General features: G+C 36.8%; 23 protein-coding genes and 1 pseudogene. All 24 read left to right on the plus strand.

Annotated elements, in window-relative coordinates:
* Positions 1-12: 12 nt before the first annotated feature.
* Positions 13-270, plus strand: coding sequence for a DUF3243 domain-containing protein (locus RT445_RS08620; protein ID WP_004224939.1), 258 nt, complete (start codon positions 13-15; stop codon positions 268-270).
* Between the two features lie 217 nt (positions 271-487).
* Complete coding sequence (locus RT445_RS08625; protein WP_274797280.1) at positions 488-1,273, plus strand: DUF3388 domain-containing protein; 786 nt, start codon at positions 488-490, stop codon at positions 1,271-1,273.
* Positions 1,274-1,289: 16 nt separating this feature from the next.
* The gene (locus RT445_RS08630) at positions 1,290-2,219 is read left to right on the plus strand and encodes a helix-turn-helix domain-containing protein (protein ID WP_274796040.1); all 930 of its coding nucleotides are present in this window, start codon (positions 1,290-1,292) and stop codon (positions 2,217-2,219) included.
* 47 nt (positions 2,220-2,266) lie between these two features.
* Positions 2,267-2,845: a CDP-diacylglycerol--glycerol-3-phosphate 3-phosphatidyltransferase gene (pgsA, locus tag RT445_RS08635; RefSeq protein ID WP_274796041.1), complete on the plus strand. Its 579-nt coding sequence runs from the start codon at positions 2,267-2,269 to the stop codon at positions 2,843-2,845.
* 17 nt (positions 2,846-2,862) lie between these two features.
* Positions 2,863-4,125: a competence/damage-inducible protein A gene (locus RT445_RS08640; RefSeq protein ID WP_312505236.1), complete on the plus strand. Its 1,263-nt coding sequence runs from the start codon at positions 2,863-2,865 to the stop codon at positions 4,123-4,125.
* A 156-nt stretch (positions 4,126-4,281) separates the two neighbouring features.
* A complete protein-coding gene (recA, locus tag RT445_RS08645; RefSeq protein WP_274796044.1) occupies positions 4,282-5,343 on the plus strand; it encodes a recombinase RecA in 1,062 nt (353 codons plus the stop codon).
* 555 nt (positions 5,344-5,898) lie between these two features.
* Positions 5,899-7,458: a ribonuclease Y gene (gene rny, locus RT445_RS08650; protein WP_274796045.1), complete on the plus strand. Its 1,560-nt coding sequence runs from the start codon at positions 5,899-5,901 to the stop codon at positions 7,456-7,458.
* A 137-nt stretch (positions 7,459-7,595) separates the two neighbouring features.
* On the plus strand, positions 7,596-8,360 hold the full coding sequence (locus RT445_RS08655; RefSeq protein WP_312505238.1) for a tyrosine-protein phosphatase: 765 nt from the start codon (positions 7,596-7,598) through the stop codon (positions 8,358-8,360).
* A 352-nt stretch (positions 8,361-8,712) separates the two neighbouring features.
* Positions 8,713-9,549, plus strand: a complete 837-nt coding sequence (locus RT445_RS08660; RefSeq protein ID WP_312505239.1) for an O-antigen ligase family protein — start codon at positions 8,713-8,715, stop codon at positions 9,547-9,549.
* 66 nt (positions 9,550-9,615) lie between these two features.
* The gene (locus tag RT445_RS08665) at positions 9,616-10,329 is read left to right on the plus strand and encodes a YveK family protein (RefSeq protein ID WP_312505240.1); all 714 of its coding nucleotides are present in this window, start codon (positions 9,616-9,618) and stop codon (positions 10,327-10,329) included.
* Positions 10,329-11,027, plus strand: coding sequence for a CpsD/CapB family tyrosine-protein kinase (locus RT445_RS08670; protein WP_313470427.1), 699 nt, complete (start codon positions 10,329-10,331; stop codon positions 11,025-11,027). The genes RT445_RS08665 and RT445_RS08670 overlap by 1 nt, the downstream gene beginning before the upstream one ends.
* Before the next feature lie 16 nt (positions 11,028-11,043).
* Entirely contained in the window at positions 11,044-12,123 is a 1,080-nt protein-coding gene (locus tag RT445_RS08675) for a glycosyltransferase (protein ID WP_312505242.1), read from the plus strand.
* A complete protein-coding gene (locus RT445_RS08680; protein WP_312505243.1) occupies positions 12,089-13,279 on the plus strand; it encodes a glycosyltransferase in 1,191 nt (396 codons plus the stop codon). Before RT445_RS08675 ends, RT445_RS08680 begins: the two co-directional genes overlap by 35 nt.
* A 19-nt stretch (positions 13,280-13,298) precedes the next feature.
* Positions 13,299-14,828, plus strand: a complete 1,530-nt coding sequence (locus RT445_RS08685; protein WP_312505245.1) for an oligosaccharide flippase family protein — start codon at positions 13,299-13,301, stop codon at positions 14,826-14,828.
* The gene (locus tag RT445_RS08690; RefSeq protein ID WP_313470425.1) at positions 14,810-15,811 is read left to right on the plus strand and encodes a glycosyltransferase family 2 protein; all 1,002 of its coding nucleotides are present in this window, start codon (positions 14,810-14,812) and stop codon (positions 15,809-15,811) included. The genes RT445_RS08685 and RT445_RS08690 overlap by 19 nt, the downstream gene beginning before the upstream one ends.
* 130 nt (positions 15,812-15,941) lie before the next feature.
* Positions 15,942-16,739 carry a TIGR00282 family metallophosphoesterase gene (locus RT445_RS08695; RefSeq protein WP_274796053.1) on the plus strand — a complete coding sequence of 266 codons (798 nt, stop codon included), beginning with the start codon at positions 15,942-15,944 and terminating at the stop codon, positions 16,737-16,739.
* Between the two features lie 170 nt (positions 16,740-16,909).
* Complete coding sequence (locus tag RT445_RS08700; RefSeq protein WP_004224903.1) at positions 16,910-17,176, plus strand: stage V sporulation protein S; 267 nt, start codon at positions 16,910-16,912, stop codon at positions 17,174-17,176.
* Positions 17,177-17,433: 257 nt separating this feature from the next.
* Positions 17,434-19,173, plus strand: a complete 1,740-nt coding sequence (locus RT445_RS08705) for a 2-oxoacid:acceptor oxidoreductase subunit alpha (RefSeq protein WP_274796054.1) — start codon at positions 17,434-17,436, stop codon at positions 19,171-19,173.
* Entirely contained in the window at positions 19,173-20,039 is an 867-nt protein-coding gene (locus RT445_RS08710) for a 2-oxoacid:ferredoxin oxidoreductase subunit beta (protein WP_274796055.1), read from the plus strand. The genes RT445_RS08705 and RT445_RS08710 overlap by 1 nt, the downstream gene beginning before the upstream one ends.
* 142 nt (positions 20,040-20,181) lie before the next feature.
* Complete coding sequence (locus tag RT445_RS08715; protein WP_312505250.1) at positions 20,182-20,889, plus strand: lantibiotic protection ABC transporter ATP-binding protein; 708 nt, start codon at positions 20,182-20,184, stop codon at positions 20,887-20,889.
* A gap of 1 nt (position 20,890) precedes the next feature.
* Positions 20,891-21,619: a lantibiotic immunity ABC transporter MutE/EpiE family permease subunit gene (locus RT445_RS08720; RefSeq protein ID WP_274796057.1), complete on the plus strand. Its 729-nt coding sequence runs from the start codon at positions 20,891-20,893 to the stop codon at positions 21,617-21,619.
* 3 nt (positions 21,620-21,622) lie between these two features.
* Entirely contained in the window at positions 21,623-22,378 is a 756-nt protein-coding gene (locus RT445_RS08725) for a lantibiotic immunity ABC transporter MutG family permease subunit (protein WP_312505252.1), read from the plus strand.
* Positions 22,379-22,399: 21 nt separating this feature from the next.
* On the plus strand, positions 22,400-23,062 hold the full coding sequence (locus RT445_RS08730) for a response regulator transcription factor (protein WP_312505254.1): 663 nt from the start codon (positions 22,400-22,402) through the stop codon (positions 23,060-23,062).
* Positions 23,050-23,415, plus strand: a pseudogene (locus RT445_RS08735) (sensor histidine kinase); the annotation flags it as partial. The gene RT445_RS08730 and the pseudogene RT445_RS08735, both read left to right, overlap by 13 nt.

The following is a 23,415-nucleotide window of genomic DNA, read 5'->3' on the forward strand; positions in this document are numbered from 1 at the left end:
GAGGAGGAACATATGACCATTTTAGAAAACTGGCAAAAATGGACATCGTTTTTAGGGCAAAACGTTATGCAAGCTGAATCAAGCGGCATGCCAAAGAAAATGATTCAAACGGCTGCTGTCCAAATTGGTGAGTATTTGGCGACAAATGTCGACCCTAAGAACGAACAAGAGCGAGTGCTGTCGGATTTATGGGGCGTTGCCTCTGAAGATGAGAAGCATGCATTAGCGAATTGTGTCATTAAACTTGTACAAAATAAGCATGTGCAGTAAATAAAAGAGGAGAGCCTATCTCCTCTTTTTTCTATATAAAAAAGCTATTTATCGTTGAAAATGAGAACGTATGTAAGCCTAATCTGCGAACACCAAAAAAAATTAGTAAATAACGTCGTAATTCCATGTATTCTAACTTTCCATTACATAAAAAATCAGCTATGATGGAACTTATAAAGGATTTTTTACGTTAACTAATAGGAAGGGAACGAGTGTGTTGAGCGATTGGTACTTTGAATATGAAATTCAGGTGAATCGCCCTGGATTATTAGGAGATATTGCTTCACTTTTAGGGATGCTTCGTGTCAATATTATTTCAATAAATGGTGTCGACGAGGATCGACGTGGTATGTTAGTGCATACAGACAATGATGAGGCGATTGAACGATTTCGTACAATCGTTTCGACAATGGAACATATTAACGTAACCAAATTTCGACAACCAAAACTTCGTGACCGTCTAGCTATTAGGCATGGTCGCTATATTCCTCGAGATGCAGACGAAAAAAACACTTTCCACTTCGTAAGAGACGAACTTGGTATTTTAGTCGATTTTATGGCGGAACTCTTTAAAAAAGAAGGACATAAGCTAATTGGTATACGTGGCATGCCACGTGTTGGGAAAACCGAATCCATTGTAGCTGCAAGTGTCTGTGCCAATAAAAAGTGGATTTTTTTATCGTCTACAATGATTAAACAAACAGTTCGAAATAAGCTTGTGGGTGATGAATTTAGTCGTAACAATATTTTTATTCTAGATGGTATTGTGACTCGACGTTCAACTGATGAGCGACATCTGCAATTAGTGCGTGAAATGATGAATATGCCATGTATTAAAGTTGTAGAGCATCCAGATATGTTCGTTCAGCATTCTGAATATAAAATAGAGGATTTTGATTATATTATTGAACTGCGTCATCACACAGATGAAGAAATTACCTATGAGATAATGGAAAAAAATCACATGTCCGAATCCGATTCATTTGGAGGATTTAATTTTTAATTTGATGTTAAAGTAGGTGTTATTAGTGGCAGAATTAGGTACTCGACTAAAAGAGGCGAGACTGTCTAAAGGCTACAGCTTAGACGATTTACAAGAAATAACGAAAATTCAAAAGCGTTATTTAGTAGGAATTGAAGAAGGCAATTATTCTATTATGCCTGGTTCGTTTTATGTACGAGCTTTTATTAAACAATATGCAGAAGCGGTTGGTTTGGACGCTGAAGAAATTTTAGAGACATATAAAAATGAACTGCCAAGCACTCCAAATGATCAATTAAGTCAATCTATGTCGAATAGTCCTAGCAGAAGAAAGGTATCGAAAGGCCCTTCCAACAAAATGATGGAGGCAATGCCCAAAATCATTGTTGCTTTATTTATTGTTGTTATCATTGTAGCTATATGGATACTATGGCAATCAAAAAACAGTTCAGGGACAAGCGAAGAAGTAAATCCAACTCCTGAGATGGAATATGATACAAATGTTAAGCCAATTGATAGTGAAAAAGATAAAAAAGACAAAGAAAATAAAGATGCACAAAAAAATGATAAAGAAGATACAAACTCTACAGATGAAACACCAATTGATGAAGATCAAACAGATCAAACTGAAGAGATGAAACAAACAATTTCTGCGGGTACTATTGAGACAGATGGAGCGACAACTTCTTATACGTTAACAGGTACAAAGACTATGAAAATTAAAGTCGAAGTATCAGGTCCTACTTTTGTTGGTATTCGTGACCAACAACAACAAGAATTATTAACAGATACACGTGTCTATAATGCTGGTGAAGTAATTGAATATGACGCTACAGCGCAAAATTATGTACGTATCCGTCTTGGTAATTCAACACAGGCTAAAATCTATATTAATGACGAACCTCTAACGTATGCACAACAAATTGTAACGCAAAATATCGTCATCAATTTCAATAAAGAACAGTAGTCATCATCTGATGGCTACTTTCTTTCATCATGAAAGGTGTTAGAAAAATGAATATTCCAAATAAAATTACCATCTCTCGAATCTTGCTTATTCCATTCTTTGTCATTGTTATGATGTTTGATTTCGGCTGGGGAACATTGACACTATTTGGTGCAGAGATGCCAATCCATCATTTTATAGGTGCACTTATTTTTATCTTTGCTTCAACAACTGATTGGGTGGATGGTTATTATGCACGTAAGTATAATCTTGTGACAACGTTTGGGAAATTTTTAGATCCCTTAGCTGATAAATTACTTGTCTCAGCAGCCTTTATTTTAATGGTAGAACTTGATATGGCGCCTGCCTGGATCATTATCATTATTATTAGCCGTGAATTTGCAGTAACTGGCTTACGTCTAATTTTGGCAGGTGGAGGAGAAGTTGTAGCTGCTAATCAGCTCGGTAAAATAAAAACTTGGGCACAAATTGTAGCGATTGCTGCTGCTCTTTTACACAATACAATCTTTACACTAATTGGTATTCCATTTGATATGATCATGCTTTATATTGCATTGTTCTTTACGCTATGGTCTGGGTGGGATTATTTCTATCTAAACAGACGTGTTTTACTTGAGTCTAAATAAGAAAGGTCTTGTGAATCATGAATGCTGAAATTCTTGCTGTTGGCTCTGAGTTATTATTAGGTCAAATTACGAATACAAATGCGAGATTTATCTCAAGTCAGTTATCAGAGCTTGGTATAAACGTTTTTTATCACACAGTAGTTGGAGATAATGCGCAACGGTTAGAACAAGCTATTGAAGTGGCGGAGTCTCGTGCTGATCTCATTATTTTTTCGGGAGGGCTTGGACCTACGAAGGATGATTTAACGAAGGAAACGATTGCACGTCACCTCGGTGTTTCTCTTGAATTTGACGAAGTGGCATTAACGTATATTGAGCAATTTTTTGCCAAACGAGGACGTCCAATGACGGAGAATAATCGTAAACAGGCATTAATTTTAGCTGGTAGTGAAGTGCTAGCCAATCACCATGGCATGGCTCCTGGTATGATTTTCACAAAGAATGATCGTACCTATATTTTACTTCCAGGACCTCCAAAAGAGCTAGAACCAATGTTTCAATTTGAGGCTAAACCTAAGCTAGCAGCGATGCTGAATGATGGAGGGATCATTGCATCTCATGTCATGCGTTTTTATGGCATTGGTGAGGCCGAGCTCGAAGTACGTGTTCAAAGTATATTAGATGCACAAACAAATCCAACGGTTGCTCCACTTGCTTCTGATGGAGAGGTAACATTGCGCGTGACAGCTAAAGCAGCAACAGAGCAACAAGCTCAACAGTTAATTGCTGCAAAAGTTGCAGAGATACAGGCACTAGTTGGAGAGTATCAATATGGTGTAGATGATGATTCACTTGCATCTAAAACAGTTGAAATGTTACTTGATAATAAGCTAACAATTGCAGCTGCAGAAAGTTTAACAGCTGGGTTATTTCAATCTGAACTTGCTGAAATTCCCGGAGTAGGCAATGCACTTATCGGAGGCATTGTTACGTATGCAGCAGATGCGAAAGTAAAACAACTTGGTATTTCACAAGAATTAATTGATACACATGGTGTTGTCAGCAGCGAGTGTGCAGCGGCAATGGCGAGTGCTGTACGTGAAAAGTTTTCAACGAATATTGGCATTGGTCTTACGGGCGAAGCAGGCCCTACTGCGCATGATCACCAACCTGTAGGTACGGTTTGGATAGGTATTGCCATTGAGGATGAGGAGCCACTTACATATTTACTTCATTTATCTGGCATGCGCAATACGAATCGACTTCGTGCAGTGAAATTTACATGCCATTATTTAATGCAGTTATTAGAAGAGCGTGGATATACAAAACGATATAGATAGAGTAAAAAATAGGAATTTGGGTAGAGGAAAACTATCCAAATTTTTATTTTGAAGAAAAATCGAATAAATGTTCGCTTTTTTCTTGCGTGTTTTCTCAAAAACAAGTATAGTAGAGATAGACAAAAACAGTGAACAGTTTTCGAAGGAGGAAAATGAATGAGTGATCGTAAAGCAGCCTTAGAACAGGCTCTAAAGCAAATTGAAAAGAATTTTGGTAAAGGTTCTATCATGAAACTCGGCGAAAAAACCGATTTAGAAATTGCGACATCTTCAAGTGGTTCGTTAGCACTTGATGCAGCATTAGGAGTAGGCGGATATCCACGTGGACGTATTATTGAAGTATACGGCCCAGAATCATCTGGTAAAACAACAGTTGCGCTTCATGCCATTGCGGAAGTTCAAGCAAAAGGTGGACAAGCTGCATTTATCGATGCAGAGCATGCATTAGATCCAGTTTATGCGCAAAAATTAGGCGTCGATATTGACGAGCTATTACTTTCACAGCCAGATACAGGGGAGCAAGCACTTGAAATTGCAGAAGCATTAGTGCGTAGTGGTGCTATTGATATTATCGTTATTGACTCCGTTGCTGCCTTAGTACCAAAAGCTGAAATTGAAGGGGATATGGGTGATTCTCATGTCGGCCTACAAGCACGTTTAATGTCTCAGGCATTACGTAAACTTTCAGGTGCGATTAATAAATCAAAAACGATTGCTATTTTCATTAACCAAGTTCGTGAAAAAATTGGTGTCATGTTCGGAAACCCTGAAACAACACCAGGTGGACGAGCTCTTAAATTCTATAGCTCTGTCCGTTTAGAAGTGCGTCGAGCAGAAGCTATTAAACAAGGTAATGATATTGTTGGTAACCGTACAAAAATTAAAATTGTTAAAAATAAAGTAGCACCGCCTTTCCGTACTGCTGAAGTGGATATTATGTATGGTGAAGGTATTTCTAAAGAAGGCGAAACAGTTGATTTAGGTGTAGAATTAGATATTGTCCAAAAAAGTGGTTCTTGGTATGCATATGGTGATGAACGTCTAGGTCAAGGTCGAGAAAATGCTAAACAATATTTAAAAGAAAATGTTGCTGTTATGGAAGACATCGCAAATAAAATTCGAGCTTCTTATGGTATTGCAGCTTCTTCTTACACAATTGCTGCTCATGATGAAGAAGAGATGGATGAAGAATTGATGTTACTTCTTGAAGAAGAATAATAAACGATTGCATTGTTCCCATTTTTTGAGGGAACAATGCTTTTTTTTGTCTATATTCTTAAACTTTTACCCATAATAAGAGTAATGCCGTCTATCTCAAGGTGTTATTTCTTATGTACTGTTTTTATATTAATTGTATTTAAGATGAAATTTTTTCTAGTGTAAAAGTAATAGGGTGAAAAATAACCGAATGGATAGGACTTACTTTTTTTGGCTGAAGGGCGAACAGACGCCCGACTATCCTTGACAGAGCTTAAGGCTAGCTATACAATTAAATATGTATAATTTCTGAATTATGACTTTAAATAGGCAGTACATTTTATCTTCATTTACCTAGTGTTTTCTAGTGAAATGGACATCACACATTTAGAATATTGTTGAGATTTTCCCTTTCATATAGATGTCTAAACACCTACTAAATGAAGCTACAGCCTTTGGCTAATAGAACGGATTTTGTGTAAATTCAATCAAAATCTGGCGCAATTTCGCCAAGGCGCGATAGATGTATGCGCCGACTGAAACAGTAATACCCAAATAGCAAGAGGAGGTGTTCATATGGATGGAATTACTATCATCTCCGCTTTGCTTGGACTCATCGTTGGTGCCGCTGTTAGCTATATCTACATGAAAAAAGTGAATGACTCAAAAATCACTGGTGCTAAACATGTTGCTGAAACAATCGTTGAAGAAGGAAAACGAGAAGCGGAGGCAATGAAGAAAGAAGCACTACTTGAAGCCAAAGATGAAACTCACAAATTTCGTACTGAAGCCGAAAATGACATTCGTGAACGTCGTTTAGAACTTCAAAAACAAGAGAACCGTTTATTGCAAAGAGAAGAGAATCTTGATCGCAAGGATGATGCTCTAAATAAGAGAGAAGCAGGCTTAGAGCGTAAAGAACAAGCTCTAGCTGAAAGACAACAGCATATTGAACAGATGGAGAGCAAAGTGGACGAGCTCGTAGCACTACAAAAAACAGAGCTAGAACGTATTTCTGCTTTAACTAGAGATGAAGCTAAAACAGTTATCCTAAATGAAGTAGAAAAAGAGTTAGCGACTGATATTGCTGTGATGACGAAGGAAGCTGAAACACGTGCGAAAGAAGACTCAGATAAAAAAGCACGTGAAATTTTATCATTAGCATTACAACGCTTTGCGGCAGATCATGTAGCAGAAACAACTGTATCTGTTGTGAACTTGCCAAATGATGAAATGAAAGGTCGTATTATTGGTCGTGAAGGCCGTAATATCCGCACATTGGAAACATTAACAGGGATTGATTTAATTATTGATGATACTCCTGAAGCGGTTATATTATCAGGCTTTGATCCAATTCGTCGTGAAACGGCTCGACTTGCACTTGAAAAACTTGTACAGGATGGTCGCATCCACCCAGCTCGCATTGAGGAAATGGTGGAGAAAGCTCGACGTGAAGTGGATGAACAAATCCGCGAAACAGGTGAGCAAACTACATTTGAAATTGGCATTCATAATTTACATCCAGATTTAATGAAAATTTTAGGCCGTATGAAATATCGTACAAGCTATGGACAAAACGTCCTAAAACATTCAATTGAAGTCGCACATTTAGCAGGATTACTTGCTGCTGAACTTGGTGAAGATGTAGCGTTAGCTCGTCGTGCAGGCTTATTACATGATATTGGGAAAGCAATTGACCATGAAGTTGAAGGTAGCCACGTCGAAATCGGTGTGGAACTAGCAACGAAATATAAGGAACATCCGGTTGTTATCAACAGTATTGCTTCGCATCATGGTGATACTGAAGCAACATCTGTTATTGCGGTATTAGTTGCAGCGGCTGATGCATTATCAGCAGCTCGCCCAGGTGCACGTAGTGAAACACTTGAAAACTATATCCGCAGACTTGAAAAGTTAGAGGAAATTTCAGAAAGCTATGATGGTGTAGAAAAATCTTTTGCTATTCAAGCTGGACGTGAAATTCGTATTATTGTACAACCTGAAAAAATTGATGATTTAGCATCTCATCGTCTTGCACGAGATATCCGTAAACGTATTGAGGAAGAGTTAGATTATCCAGGTCATATTAAAGTAACAGTCATTCGCGAAACACGTGCTGTGGAGTATGCGAAATAATATTGAATGTTAGAGGTTTCTTTAGATTATTATCTAGAGAGCCTCTTTTTTAGTAGAGGTAGAGTCATGTTTGAGGAGCATCCATCATAAAAAAGAACAAGGCTAGATTTTGATTAACGATGAAAGACGTGATAATCATGATCGATATCCATGCACATATCTTATATGATGTGGATGATGGACCAAAAAATGAGATGGATTCCTTGGAAATGCTAAGGCAAGCTGCTAAAGAAGGGATTACAGAGATTATTTGTACATCCCATGCTAGACACCCACAATATCATGTCACTTATAGAAAAGTGGTAGAGCAAGTAAATGATTTACAACAATTATTACATCATCATCAAATTCCAATTACACTCCATACAGGCCACGAAATTCGCTTACATGATAATCTCCCAACATTACTACAACAACAGCAACTTCATCCATTAGCACAGTCAAAATATATCTTATTAGAACTTCCTTCGAGCACTATTCCGGCTTATACGATAGAGATGATAAGGAGCTTAAAAACATTTGGCTATATACCAATCTTAGCTCATCCAGAACGAAATTTTGCCATTAAAGAAAATCCAAAGAAACTAGAGGCCCTTATTCAACAGGGAGTATTGACACAATTGACAACAGGTAGTTTAACAGGATTATATGGAAAGGACATACAACGTTTATCCCTCGCTTTAGTGAGAGCAAATTACATTCATACGATTGGCTCAGACGCACATGATTTACAAAAAAGAAGTTTCTTCTTTCAATCAGCACTGCACTATCTGGAGAAAAAGAAAGAAATAGATACAATCACTCGCCTCTTAGATAATAATGCAAGAGTTTTAGCGAACAAGCCTATTTTGCCACTTGAGTTAGATGATATGGCTATAAAGAAACGATGGCTTATATTTTAAACGTCTTTGTTAGAATTGAGCGTGAAAAAAGATGCAATTGCTCTATACATTACTGTTTAGCTTACTTGTTTTTATGAGCCTGATGCAGCCTGTCGCTGGTATTTTCCATAAGTTATCCTTATTAATCAGCCTGTTAATCATACTCGTCTCTTTTTTCATCCATAAAAAAATATTCATTCACAATGTACAAGCTAGTGTTTTTTTTAGTATGTATACTTTTTTTTGTGTGATATCAGCAGGGGTGAATCAGGATATGGTTCTCCTGAAAAACAGTCTACAATTAATGTGCATGTTCATAGCAGTTTCAATTTTTTTTAATGATCTTGTCAAAGAACAGGTGATAGAAATTGTTTTGAATAGTGTTTTAATGGCCTATATACCATTTTTAGCTTTATGTTTTCAGCAAGCAAATTATATGTTTTCAGCTTTTTCAGGTGTATTTGAGAACCCAAATACGATGGGGTTTTCAATGATTGGTTTAATGATCGTTGTACTCATGAGATTGTATAAGGTGGCAATGCAGATGCTACACGGACAACAACAGGTAAACTACATATGGTCTTTTATTCTTTATATGACCGTTTATATATTTACTTTGTATGTCATCTTGCTATCAAATGCCCGCACTTCCTTGTTAACGGTTTCTATTGCCACAGTTGTTGTATTTTTTTGTATTGTCAAAAGCATGAACAAAACCTTTTTACCACTCTTAAAATTGATTTTACTCTTTGTAGGTGCAGGTTTAGTGTTGGTGATAGTGATGATCAAATTGGACATAATGCAAGAGGCTGTACAAAGTATTTTATCGAAAATGGAAAAAAAGTCGACGAACATAACAGATGGTCGTCTTGAAATTTGGCATTATGTTATTGAGCATTTTCGTTTCTGGGGACACGGTGTTGAATCACTGTGGTCGATAGGTGTTGCTCATGCACATAATACATTCGTAAATATTGTACAAGAAACAGGATTGATGGCATTGATTAGCTATTGTTTGTTTTTATTGGCAATCGTCAAAGGATATCGTCATATGAATAAACAAGCAATCGTATTTATGGGCTTAGTAATGGTAGCCGCTCTAGGGGTTTCTACATTTGAAATACTATATTTTAATATGCTTCATATACTTGTATTTGTTGTGAGTGGCACTATTTATAATAAGGGCAAAATCACAATTACATCTGAATAACCAATAGGCTTGTTTAATATACTTTATTAGCATTACGCACATTTGCCAATTAGGAGGGGATCCATTTTGAATGAAGAAATGACAATACAAAGTCTAGTAAAAGTAATGCTAAAACGTTGGCTCCTTATCCTAATGCTCACTATTCTATCAATAGGCGTTGCTTTATTGATTAGTTACTTTATTCAAACACCCATTTATGAAGCGGAAACCCAAATATTGGTCAATCAAAAAAACTATGAAAATCAGCAACTAGTAGGGGCACAGAATGTAGATACGGATCTTCGGTTAATTAATACGTACAATGTCATTATCAAAAGCCCTGTTATTTTAGCGAAGGTTATTGAAGTGCTAGTACTTGATACGACGCCAGAGAAATTAATGAGGCAAATTGAGGTTTCGAGCGCCAATAACTCCCAAGTAGTGAACATTCGAGTACAAGATGAGAATAGTGAGAGGGCAGTAAAAATAGCTAATACGATTGCAGAAATATTTAAAGAGGAAATCCCTGTATTAATGCATGTAGACAATATTAATATTCTTTTTGTAGCACAAAATAGTGAGCATCCAGTACCTGTTAAGCCAAATAAACTGTTAAATCTTATCATAGCAGCCATCACAGGTTTCAGTTTGGCGATGGTGCTTGCATATTTTTTAGAAAAAATTGATAGGACTATTAAAACAGAACAAGATATTGAGGTTTTATCATTACCAGTGATTGGGGTTGTCAGTAATATAGAAATGCCTACTAGAAAAAAATCCGGAAACAGGGGGTCATCGTAATATTTTCCAAAAGAAAAACAAAAAAATCAACAATGGCTCGCAAGCTGATTACCGTTTCTGATATGACATCCATTCCTTCTGAGCAATATCGTACGATCCGGGCAAATATTAAATTCTCACAACCTAATCAAGATGTTAGAACCATTTTAGTAACCTCATCTATCGCTGGTGAAGGAAAATCTACAAATGCAGCAAATATCGGTGTAGTATTTGCGCAAGAGGGTAAAAATGTCCTCATTGTAGATGCAGATATGCGTAAACCAACTTTGCATCATACATTCTATCTTGACAATATTTCGGGACTTTCCTCTGTGTTATCACGCCAATCTACACTACAGGAAGTTATTCAAGAAACCTTTGTTGAAGGAGTGGATATCATTTCGAGTGGAGCCATTCCGCCCAATCCTACAGAGTTGCTAGCTTCTGAAACGATGACCTCGTTTTTAGCTGAAGTGAAAGATCTATACGATATCATTATATTGGATGCACCACCATTACTCTTTTTATCGGATGCACAAATTTTATCAAATAAATGTGATGGCACCCTGTTAATCGTCAACACAGGGGTGGTTGGGAAAGCCGCTGTTATAAAATCAAAATCCATCTTAACGGTTTCCAAAGCCAATATTTTAGGGGTCATCTTAAATAATTATAAGATAAAAGGTAGTACGTACGAGTATTATTACGGAAAAGAATAAGGGTGAGAATATAGCTGTGAAAAAAATCCTGCATATTATTCCAACAACAGATTATGGTGGTATTACCACGATGATTGTAGACATCTTAATGAATACAAACAAATCATTATATCATTTTGATTTTGTGTCGTTTAATAAAGGGCCATACCATGATATTTTATTACAACAAGATGCAAAGATATTTTATGAGGAATATATTACGCAACAGGGTCCTCTCTCGTATATAAAAAATATTTATCGAATAATTAAACAACATCAATATGATGCCGTTCATGATCATACAGGCTATCGAGCAGTCTTTACATTACTAGCAGCTCGTTTAGCAGGTGTTCAGTGCCGTGTACTACACAGTCATACGAATGTTGCAGAAGAGTGGAATCATCCAGTCATGTTAACCATGTTGAAGAAACTAAGTGTTTTCAATGCGACTCAATTGGTAGCCTGTAGTAAAAAAGCAGGAGAATTTTGTTTTCATAAAAAACCTTTTGAAATAATAGCAAATCCGATCGATAACACCAAAATTGAACGCATATCAAATGAAGAGAAGCGGAGTTTGAGGAAGAAATTAAAAATCCAAGATGGCGAGTTAGTATTAGGACATATTGGGCGTTTTGTTCAAGTTAAGAACCATTCTTTTTTAATTGAACTTGCTAGCAATTTAAAACAACAAGGTGTTCCTTTTAAATTATTTTTGATAGGGGATGGCCCCTTAGAACAGGAAGTTCGCGATCTCGTAAAAGCAAAAAACGTAGAGGATTGTGTTCTGTTTTTAGGACAGCGTGCTGATATCATTAAACTACTACAACTTTTCGATAAATTTATTTTACCATCTCATTTTGAAGGGTTTGGAATTGTTCTGTTGGAAGCTCAAGTTTGTGGTACACCATCCATTGTTTCTTCGACTTTACCAAGGGAAGTAGACCTTGATATTGGTTTACTACATTATCTAGATCTACAGGGCGATATAGATTGTTGGCTACAACAAATTGCTAAGAAGAATGTCAAATTGGATGAACATATTATCCAAAACAGTATAATCAATAAAGGACTGGATGTAGAAAATGTTACGCGCCAATTATGCGCTCTCTACAAGTAACAAATTTAAGTCAAAGGATGAGACTATCCAAAAGAAAATTAAAATTACTCATATCATTACCACTATTGGACTTGGGGGAGCTGAAGCAATGCTTTATCGTCTTTTGCAAAATATGGATCGGAATGTGTATGAGGTAGAAGTCATCTGTTTAACAGAGATGGGGACATATGGTAAGTTAATTGAGCAGCAATTACATATTAAGGTATCTATATGTGATATGCGCAGTAATAGTATAAGGGCTGTTCTAGACTGTTACCGATTATGTCGAGGTAGCGACATTATTCAAACTTGGATGTATCATGCAAATTTACTAGGGTATATTCTATCCATTTTCCTCAAAAAGAAATTAATTTGGGGTATTCACCACAGTAATTTAAACAAAAAGGAGAATAAACGCAGGACTATTTTTATTGCCAAGCTTTGTGCAAGATTGTCGAAACGTGTGGATGCCATTATTTCGTGTGGGCCAAAAGTAAAGGAAATACACGAAGCGATTGGCTACAAAGGGAAGCAACATCACGTTATTGTTAATGGAATTAACACAGACGAATATATGCCGAGTAAAAAAAGATATTATTATATGGAACAATTCGGTATAAAAAACCAACCAATCTTGTTGCATGTCGGGAGATGGGATCCCTTAAAGGATTATGAAAATTTGATTGCTAGTTTAAAATGGTTACGTCAGCTTCGACAAGACTTTTATTTATTTTTAGTTGGCTATGAAATCGATACCTTTAATAAGGAATTAATGCTAATGATTGAGGAAGCACAGTTGCAACAGGTAACATTCTTATTAGGTAGTAGAGAGGATGTCCCACAATTAATGGCTGCGGCTGATTTATTTGTTTTATCATCAGCGGGAGAGGGGCTACCTAATGTGCTAGTGGAGGCACTGGCTAGTGGAACCTGCTGCGTGACAACGAATGTTGGCGATTGTGAGTATTTGGTGGGGGATTATGGAGAAGTAGTGTCAGCCAAGGATCCAAAGGCTTTAGCAATGGCAATAAATAAGGCATTAAACTACAGTTCACAGCAATATGTAGAAAGAGCGAGCCACGGTCGTGACCATGCTTTAGCAAATTATCAAATTAAACAAGTCGTTGCGCAATACCATGCATTATATCCTGCGATACTTGATGAAAAGTCATCCTAACTAGTAGAAAGGTGTGCTCATGAAAGAAATTAAGATTGGAGCCATTCTTTCGTATTTGACAATAGGTTGTACAATGATTTCTTCTCTTATTTTCACACCTATTTTGATCGCGCTCCTTGGTCAGAAAGAATACGGTTTATATTCCTTAATGATAGTAATTGTAGGGTATTTATCTATTTTAGATTTAGGGTTAGGCAACGCCATTATACGCTATATTGCTAGAAATAGAGCCGCAGCGGATAAAACGTTAGAAGCATCTTTAAATGGATTTTTTCTAAGATTATTTATTGGTATTGGCTGTCTTTCATTATTGATAGGATTTTTTCTATTTTCACACGTGGATCATATTTTTGGTCAAAGTTTATCAAAGGAACAATTAGAAAAGGCCAAGATCATGGGCTATATAATGACCATTAGTTTGGCGATGCAGTTTCCCTTAGGCGTCTTTACTTCCATTCTACAAGCATATGAAAAATTTATTTTTATTAAATTGACAACATTATTACAGGTGATTATACAGCCCCTGACAATGTTGTTTTTTTTGTTACAGGGGACAAATTCGGTGACATTAATAGCTATTATCGCTATTTATAACATTCTTTTTTTAGCGTTAGATGCTATTTATTGTACGAAGGTGCTTTCTATCCAATTTACTTTTACCATAAAAAATACAGCACTAATAAAAGAAATTTTCGTCTATTCATTTTTTATTTTTATAACAGTCATTGTGGATAAAATTTATTGGCAAACTGATCAAGTTCTATTAGGAATATTGAAGGGAACTGCGGATGTTGCCATTTATGCAGTGGCGGTTCAAATTGTTTTGATATTTATGTCACTTGCTTTAGCCATTAGTGGATTATTTTTACCTCGTATTTCGATGCTTGTGACAAAGGAAAATGGATTAGAAGAGATAAATCAACTCTTCATTAAAGTTGGAGCGATACAATTTTTAGTCGTCGGTTATATATTGGGTGGCTTTTTTCTTTTTGGTCAAGAATTTTTATTACTGTGGTTAGGGAAAGATTTTATCGACATATATGCGATCGTTCTCATTATTATGGTGCCTTTTAGTATTGATCTCATTCAAAACTTGGGGCTTAATGTATTAAAAGCCAAAAACCTTTTTAAATTTAGAACTGTTTTACTAATTAGCGTTGCAGTCGCCAATGTTTTTATATCAATACCAGCTATCTATTTTTATGGAAAAATCGGTACAGCAATGATTACGGCTTGTTCATTATTTATAGGGAATGTAGTGATCATGAACATCTATTACCATAAAAAAATTGGATTAGATATATTCGGATTTTGGAGAAAGGTTGGTAGACTAGTTATCGCTTTTAGCTTGGCCATTTGTATAGGTAAGTTATTATGGGAATTAACAAAACCTCCAATTAGTTGGCTTTCTATTTTGCTTTATATTTTCTACTATACAGTTCTGGTAGCAGGCAGTCTTTTTTGGGTTGCTTTAAAGAAGGAACAAAGAAAAGAGTGGATAGAGTTTTTCCGTAAAGGAGGCGCGAAGTTATGGCGTCCAAAATCTTAGTGAGTGTCATTGTGCCTGTCTACAATGCTGAGAAATACTTGGAGAAATGTCTAACGAGCATATGCCATCAAACATTAAGAGATATTGAAATTATTATGATTAATGATGGCAGTCAGGACCAATCATTATCTATTTTGCAAAATTTCGCTGATCTTGATAAGCGTATTACCGTTTTGGATTTGGAAAATAGCGGTGTAAGTAAGGCGAGGAATATAGGGATTGACCATGCGAATGGACAATTTATCACCTTTGTGGATGCGGATGATTGGCTAGAGGTAACCATGCTGGAGGAACTGTATCAAGCATGTAGGCTAACAGGCTCCAACATTGCAAAATGCGATTTATACTGGCAGGAAGCGGAAGGAAGTAGGCAATTACAATATCCATCCAACACCTATTGTACTTTTAGTGCAATAGAGTGTTTAAATAAATTATTTACAGAAATAGGGGAAAGCCATTTTGGTTTCGCAAGCTGCAAATTGTATGAAAAATCTTTTTTAGATATGCATAGGCTTCGTTTTGATGAAGCGATGAGTTTCGCTGAAGATACTGTTTTTTTAACGAGAGCCGTCATAAAAAACCAGTCTATCTGCTATGTACCAAGACAACTTTATTATTATAATGTGAACAACGAAAGCTCTTTAACTAAGAAAGCAATGGTTAATTTACGGAATAATTATGATGTCTTGTATAAAAAGCTCTTAATGGAATTACTGCGTGCAGAGGTTTATGCGGAAGTGAAAAATAGCTTTTTGAATTACCAGTTTGAGGGGTTACTAGTTATTCTTCATCAAAGCGCAACGAAACAACAAATGAAGTATGAGATGCAATCCTTTTTAAAGGCTTATCCAGACATACTAAAAGTTAAGTTAATTAATCGCAATATGAAACAGTTTGTTTTTTTAAAACTAATGAAAATGAATTGGTTTAGCCTATCTTCAACACTGATCTATTTGAACGTAAAAAAGCCTAAAGTTATATAGCATTGTAAGATCCGATATTTTATTTTGCGTAATCATTGTCCTCGCGTTACAATGAATGATGGTATGATAGGTGCGAATGAATGTCTCTAAAATCCTATAGAGACGGAATGAAAGAAAGAGTGGTTAAAAAATGAAAGTTTTATTTATTGGCGATATTGTTGGATCAATTGGGCGAGATGCGGTGGAGAAATATTTACCTCGCTTAAAAAAGAAATTTAATCCAGATGTTGTAATCGCAAATGGTGAAAATGCTGCGGCAGGACGTGGGATTACGCGTAATATTTATAATAGCCTATTACAGATAGGTGTAGATGTCATTACAATGGGCAATCATACATGGGATAATAAAGATATATTTGATTTTATTGATGATGCAGACTATTTAATTCGACCAGCCAATTTTTCAAATGAGGCACCTGGTAAAGGAATGGTGCAAATTTCGAAAAATGGCGTGACATTATCTGTCATTAATTTACATGGTCGTGTATTTTTGCCTCCTCATGAAGACCCATTTGCAATGGCGGAACAATTGATTGAGGAAGCACGTCAAACATCACCACTTGTTTTTGTAGATTTTCATGCGGAGGCGACGAGTGAAAAGATCGCCCTTGGCTGGCACTTAGATGGAAAGGCTTCAGCGGTTGTTGGGACACATACTCATGTACAGACAGCAGATGCAAGAATTTACCCGAACGGTACAGCCTATATTACGGATGTTGGTATGACAGGTCCTTATGATGAAATTTTAGGCATGACAAAGGAGAGCGTCATTTATAAATTCCAAACTAATATGCCTTCACGTTTTGAAGTGCCAAAGAAAGGGCGAGAGGTATTAAGTGGATTCTTTGTAGATATTGATGATCGAACAGGGAAAGCTACTGCATGTGAACGTATTTATATAAATGAAGATTATCCGTTTCAAGGATAAAATAAGTCGAAGTTTGTTGGTTTACAACTCTTTTAGTGGGATACAGGATTCTTAGTCTATTTCCTTCTTGCGGAGCATAAAATGTGCTACGGACAATAACTTGAGGTCCAAAAAAGGGGGACATGAGTTGTTGAGCGTAAACACTATTCGCGAAACGGGGAGGAATAATTGTGGATTCATTAAAAGTATCATCACGCTCTAATCCAAATTCAGTTGCAGGTGCATTAGTCGCGGTAATCAGAGAAAAAGGGCAAGCAGAAATGCAAGCAGTTGGGGCAGGTGCACTTAACCAAGCCGTGAAAGCAGTGGCCATTGCACGCGGATTTGTAGCGCCAAGTGGCACAGATTTGATTTGCGCGCCGGCGTTTGCCGATATTTTAATTGCTGGTGAAGAACGTACAGCCTTGAAGCTGCTAGTGGAAAAACGTATTCGATAAAATTGTAATGAAGTAAAATGCCTTGTCACATAATAATGTGGCGAGGCATTTTTTCATGTTCTACATATGATACATGTCACTTGAAAAAGAGGCTTGATTTTGCTTAGATTTGAAAATTACAACTTTATGAACAGGATTTTCAGTCAAAGGTCTGATTTTCGCCTAAATCGTTGAGAAACAATAGTGCAGACGGTTTCTTCGTGTTAAACTTATGAAGGAAAAATAATAGTACACATTGGATTTAAGGAGTTGTTGACATGTTACATCAGCTTTCATGGAAAGTCGGTGGGCAACAGGGTGAAGGGATTGAGAGTACAGGTGAGATTTTCTCAATGGCAATGAATCGTCTAGGTTATTTCCTATACGGTTATCGTCACTTCTCTTCTCGAATTAAAGGTGGCCATACGAATAATAAAATTACAGTTCGTCCAACAGAAGTACGTGCAATTGCGGATGATTTAGATATTTTAGTGGCATTCGATCAAGAAACAATCGATGTCAATTATAAAGAGCTTACAGAGAACGGTGTTATTTTAGCAGATGCGAAATTTGATCCTGTTAAACCAGAAGATTCAAAGGCACCTTTATTTGCTGTACCATTCACTGAAATCGCAGCAGAACTTGGTACTTCGTTAATGAAAAATATGGTGGCAATAGGATCTACCGCGTCATTACTAAATTTAGAGGATGCCGTGTTCCAAAATGTTGTTGATGATATTTTTGGTAAGAAGGGCGAAGAGGTCGTTCAAAAAAATATGGAAGCCATTACACGTGGTCGCCAAATTATGAATGAGCTTTTAGGTGATCGTGTAGGTGAATGGGAGCTTGCACCTGCAGATGGTAAACGTCGTATGTTTATGATTGGGAACGACGCTGTGGCGCTTGGTGCATTAGCTGCTGGGACACGCTTTATGGCTGCATATCCAATTACGCCAGCTTCTGAAATTATGGAATACTTGATTAAAAAATTACCGAAATTCGGCGGGACAGTCATCCAAACGGAAGATGAGATTGCTGCAGCTACGATGGCTATTGGTGCTAACTTTGGTGGTGTACGTTCCTTTACTGCTTCTGCAGGTCCTGGTCTTTCATTAATGATGGAAGCAATAGGTCTTTCAGGTATGACAGAGCAACCATTAGTAGTAGTCGATACACAACGTGGAGGTCCTTCAACGGGATTACCAACAAAGCAAGAGCAATCAGACCTAATGGCTATGCTTTACGGAACACATGGTGAAATTCCTAAAGTAGTCATCGCACCTTCTACTATGGAGGAAGCATTCTTTGATACAATCCAAGCATTTAATATTGCAGAGGAACTACAATTACCAGTCATCTTAATGACTGATTTACAATTGTCACTAGGGAAACAATCTGTAGAACCGTTCGATTACAATAAAATCGAAATTCGTCGAGGGAAAATAGTTACAGACGAATTGGAAGAAGCGGCAGACAAAGCCTACTTCAAACGCTATGAAGATACAGAAGATGGCATTTCACCTCGTGTATTACCAGGTAAATTACATGGTATTCACCACGTTACGGGTGTTGAACATGATGAAACAGGTAAGCCATCTGAAGCAACGGGTAATCGCCAAACGCAAATGGATAAACGTTTCCGTAAGTTAGCTAAATTAAAATTTGATAACCCAGTATATGTCAATGCGCCACATGAGGAAGCTGAGATTTTATTAGTAGGCTTTAACTCAACAAGGGGTGCTATTGAAGAAGTGCAAGAACGATTAAATGCGCAAGGAATGAAGGTAAATCATGCACATATTCGCTTAATTCACCCATTCCCATCTGCGGAAATGGCTCCTCTTGTAGCAAAAGCGAAAAAAGTGATTGTTGTCGAAAATAACTATACTGGTCAATTAGCTAATATTATGAAGATGAATATTGGTGGTCATGAGAAGATTGCAACAATTACTAAATACAATGGTACACCATTCTTGCCAGGTGAATTAGAAAATCGTGTGAAGGAGTTGACTCGCTAATGGCAACATTTAAGGATTTTCGTAATACAGTGAAGCCAAATTGGTGCCCAGGTTGTGGAGACTTCTCCGTACAAGCAGCTATTCAACGTGCTGCTGCAAATGTCGGCATTGAACCAAATGAACTGGCTGTCATTTCTGGAATTGGTTGTTCAGGTCGTATCTCAGGCTATATTAATTCTTATGGATTCCATGGTATCCATGGCCGTGCACTTCCAATTGCACAAGGATTAAAAATGGCCAATCGTGATTTACATGTCATCGCTTCAGGTGGTGATGGTGATGGATTTGCTATCGGTATGGGGCATACAATTCATGCGATCCGCCGTAATATCGATATCACTTATATTGTAATGGATAACCAAATCTATGGCTTAACAAAAGGTCAAACATCTCCACGTTCTGCTGCCGGATTTATTACGAAATCTACACCAGGTGGAGCGATTGAGCCATCATTAAAACCGTTAGAGGTAGCATTAACAAGTGGTGCTACATTTGTGGCACAAGGTTTCTCTACAGATATTAAAGAATTAACAGCTTTAATTGAAGCTGGTATTAACCATAAAGGCTTCTCATTTATCAATGTCTTCTCACCTTGTGTAACGTACAACAAAGTGAACACATATGATTGGTTTAAAGAAAACTTAACAAAACTAGCAGATGTGGAAGGCTATGATCACTCAGATCGTGGAATGGCGATGCGTACAGTAATGGAACATGAGGGCTTAGTAACAGGTATTATTTATCATGATACAGAAACAACATCGTATCAGCAAAAAGTACCTGGCTACTCTGAGTTACCATTAACAGATATCGATATCAAAATGAGTGAAAATGATTTTAATGAATTAGTAAAAGAGTTTATGTAAAATATATAGGCAAAGCATTTGGAATGATGTCATTTCCAAATGCTTTTTTTGTTTCGCTATTTATAAAACTGAATTTGGAATCCTTATAAAATCCTTATAATTATTTTTTATACTAAGGTCATCGAAAGGATGATGACTACTTATGAAAGAATTGATTTTGAAAACGGAAAATCTTTATAAAGCTTTTAAAGGTCAAACAATTGTGGACAATTTATCTTTAGAAATCCAACGAAATACCGTTTATGGTTTGCTCGGACCTAACGGAGCAGGGAAGTCAACAACATTAAAGATGATTACTGGCATGCTACAGCCTAATGCAGGGGAAATCATTTTTAATGGGCGTCCATGGACACGAAATGATTTACAAGACATCGGTGTCTTAATTGAAACCCCCCCTCTATATGAAAATTTAACAGCAAAAGAAAATTTAAAAGTTCGAACGGTAGCGTTAGGTCTACCGCAAAGTCGTATTGAAGAAGTATTAGAAATTGTAGATTTAACAAATACGGGAAAGAAACGGGCTGGCCAGTTTTCCTTAGGTATGAAACAAAGATTGGGAATAGCCATTGCGCTGTTAAACAAACCAAAGCTATTAATTTTAGATGAACCGACGAATGGGCTAGATCCAATTGGAATTCAAGATCTACGGAAGCTTATTCGCTCATTTCCTGCCCAGGGCATCACAGTTATATTATCTAGTCATATACTGTCTGAGGTGGAACAAGTCGTTGATGACATTGGCATTATTGCTGATGGCAAATTGGGCTATCAGGGAATGGCACCACAGGGACAGGAATTAGAATCTTTATTTATGCAGGTTGTGTCTGCTAATAGAAAGGCAGGCCATTAACATGATAGCAATTATAAAAGCAGAACAATTAAAATGGAAGCGATCTTTTATCCCAAAATTACTTTGGCTTACGCCCATTATGACATTACTTTTAAGTGCTGTACTTATGGGTGGGACTTTCTTTCAAACAGGTGCTTATAACTGGTGGTACTCCATGCTTTTGCCAGGAGCTTTGACGATCTGCTGTGCTTTAGTGGTGGAAAAAGATAAAAAAATGAAATATCATAGTTTACTTGCATTACCACTTAACCTGAAAAAAATCTGGCTTGCAAAAATACTTGCAACAAGTTTATGGTTACTACTAATTACGATTATTTTCTTTATAGGAATCACAGCAGGAGGTTTGCTTTTCAATCATAGTTTACCTCTAACAAGTAGTTTACTGAGTGCTCTCATCATTTTTCTTACGTTTTTGTGGCAAATTCCCTTATGTCTTTTCTTAGCAGCTAAATTAGGCACCTATTTAGCTATTTTGATAAATTTAGTAGCTAATATCATTGGGATTGTTGCTTTTGCAGACGGGGATTTGTGGTATTCTTATCCATTTGCAATTGGAGCACGTTTATTATGTTCAACACTTGGTATATTACCAAATGGTTTGCCAGTTCCAGAAGGAAGCCCATTATTCAATAATAGTGTTATACTTCCAGGCTTACTAATTGCCTTAGCTTTATTTATAATGATTAGCTTCCTGACTGCAAAGTGGTTTCAAAATAGGGAGGCGAAATAGCTGATGGTCATGTTACGATTATTAAGAGCAGAATGTCTTAAAACAAAAAGAACACCTTTTTTACTCACACATCTACTGGTCCCCCTCATTATTTCAGGGATCTTTTTAGCCTACTACACTTATTCACCATGGGATTTTCAAGGAAAGGTAACAGCATATTTTCAGGGATTAGCATGTGGTTTACCTATTATTATAGGATTGGTGTGTGCTATGGCATCTGAACAGGAGGCAAACGCAGGTCATTTTCAGGTAATGCTGGCTACAACGAACAGAAAAATCATGACATACATGGCTAAACTGTTACTGTTATTGCTCTTTAGCCTTGGAGCTATTTTTCTTTCTATAGCAATTTTTAGTATAGGCTTTATAGAACTATTACATGAAGTACATTTTGATTATTCATTTTATAGTATGGCTGCATGTATTCTATTCGGCAGTCATGTCATTATATATATATTACATTTATTTGTTAGTCTCCAATTTGGAAAAGGAGCTTCAATTGGACTTGGTATAGTAGAAGCTCTTTTGGTTGCTTTACTGCTTACAGGCTTAGGAGATAGTATTTGGCCATTTTTACCTTATGGATGGAGCGGGCACTTCATTTCCTTATGGATCATAAAGTCTGTAGGAATGGATATAACATTGCTCGAGGCTAGCTTGCGTCATGGTATCATAGCTTGTATAGGAGGCATATTAGTGACCTTTATACTGTCGTGTCTATGGTTTGGGAAATGGGAAGGCAGAGCATCAGAACATTAGGAATGGATTTGAGGGTTAGTTATGGCGAATATATTAGTAGTTGATGATGAGGAAGATATTTTAATGTTGATTAAAAATTCACTTCGAACAGATGATCATTTAGTAACAATTGTATCCGAACCAACAGAAGTTGCTAAGCTAGATCTAGGTATCTTCGATTTAATTTTGCTCGATGTGATGATGCCTGCTATTGATGGCTTTACACTATGCGGACAAATTCGCTATGCAGTGGATTGTCCGATTCTTTTTCTTACTGCTAAATCGTTAGAGGAAGATGTTATGTATGGTCTTGGATTAGGTGCAGATGATTATTTAACCAAACCCTTTGGCATTGGGGAGCTACGTGCAAGGGTCAATGCCCATATTCGACGTGAAAGAAGAGAGAAACGGAGCATTCTTTATATCGATAATGTGCATTTTAATCTTTCAGGTAAAGAGCTTTTTGTTCATAATGAGCGAGTCATGCTAACTAAAAGTGAGTATGAGATATGTGAATTTTTAGCACGTAATCGGGGACAAGTTTTTTCAAAAGAACAAATATACGAAACGATTTTTGGATTTGATGGCAAAAGTGATAGTACGGCGATAACAGAACATATTAAAAATATCCGCTCAAAGCTACATACTTTTGACATAGATGTCATTAACACGGTTTGGGGGATTGGATATAAATGGAGTCAATAAAACCGAGGAAAGGAACACGTCTTCATACATTTTTCCTTAGGTATTTATTATTTCTTTGCATAGGGATTATTTTATTAGTGGCACTGCTAATGGGTCTATTTATGTTTGCCTTTTCGGCTAATATCATTTTGCCAGCAAATTATGCAGAAACTCAGATTACTAAGGTGAAAAATTATATTGCTTCAAGCAGTTTAGTTACAGACAATATGATTCCTGATCTTGTAGACTACGCTGTTATATCCAATCAAGGGAAATATCTTTCTGGCAATTTAACAGAAAAAGAGGCTCTCCATGCTTTTCATTTGCAGCAAAAGGGGGAGAGGCAGAGTAGCTCTAGGTTTTATACATTTATT

Origin of the sequence: Lysinibacillus sp. (assembly GCF_032093475.1) — a bacterium.
GTDB classification, from domain to species: Bacteria; Bacillota; Bacilli; order Bacillales_A; family Planococcaceae; genus Lysinibacillus; species Lysinibacillus irui.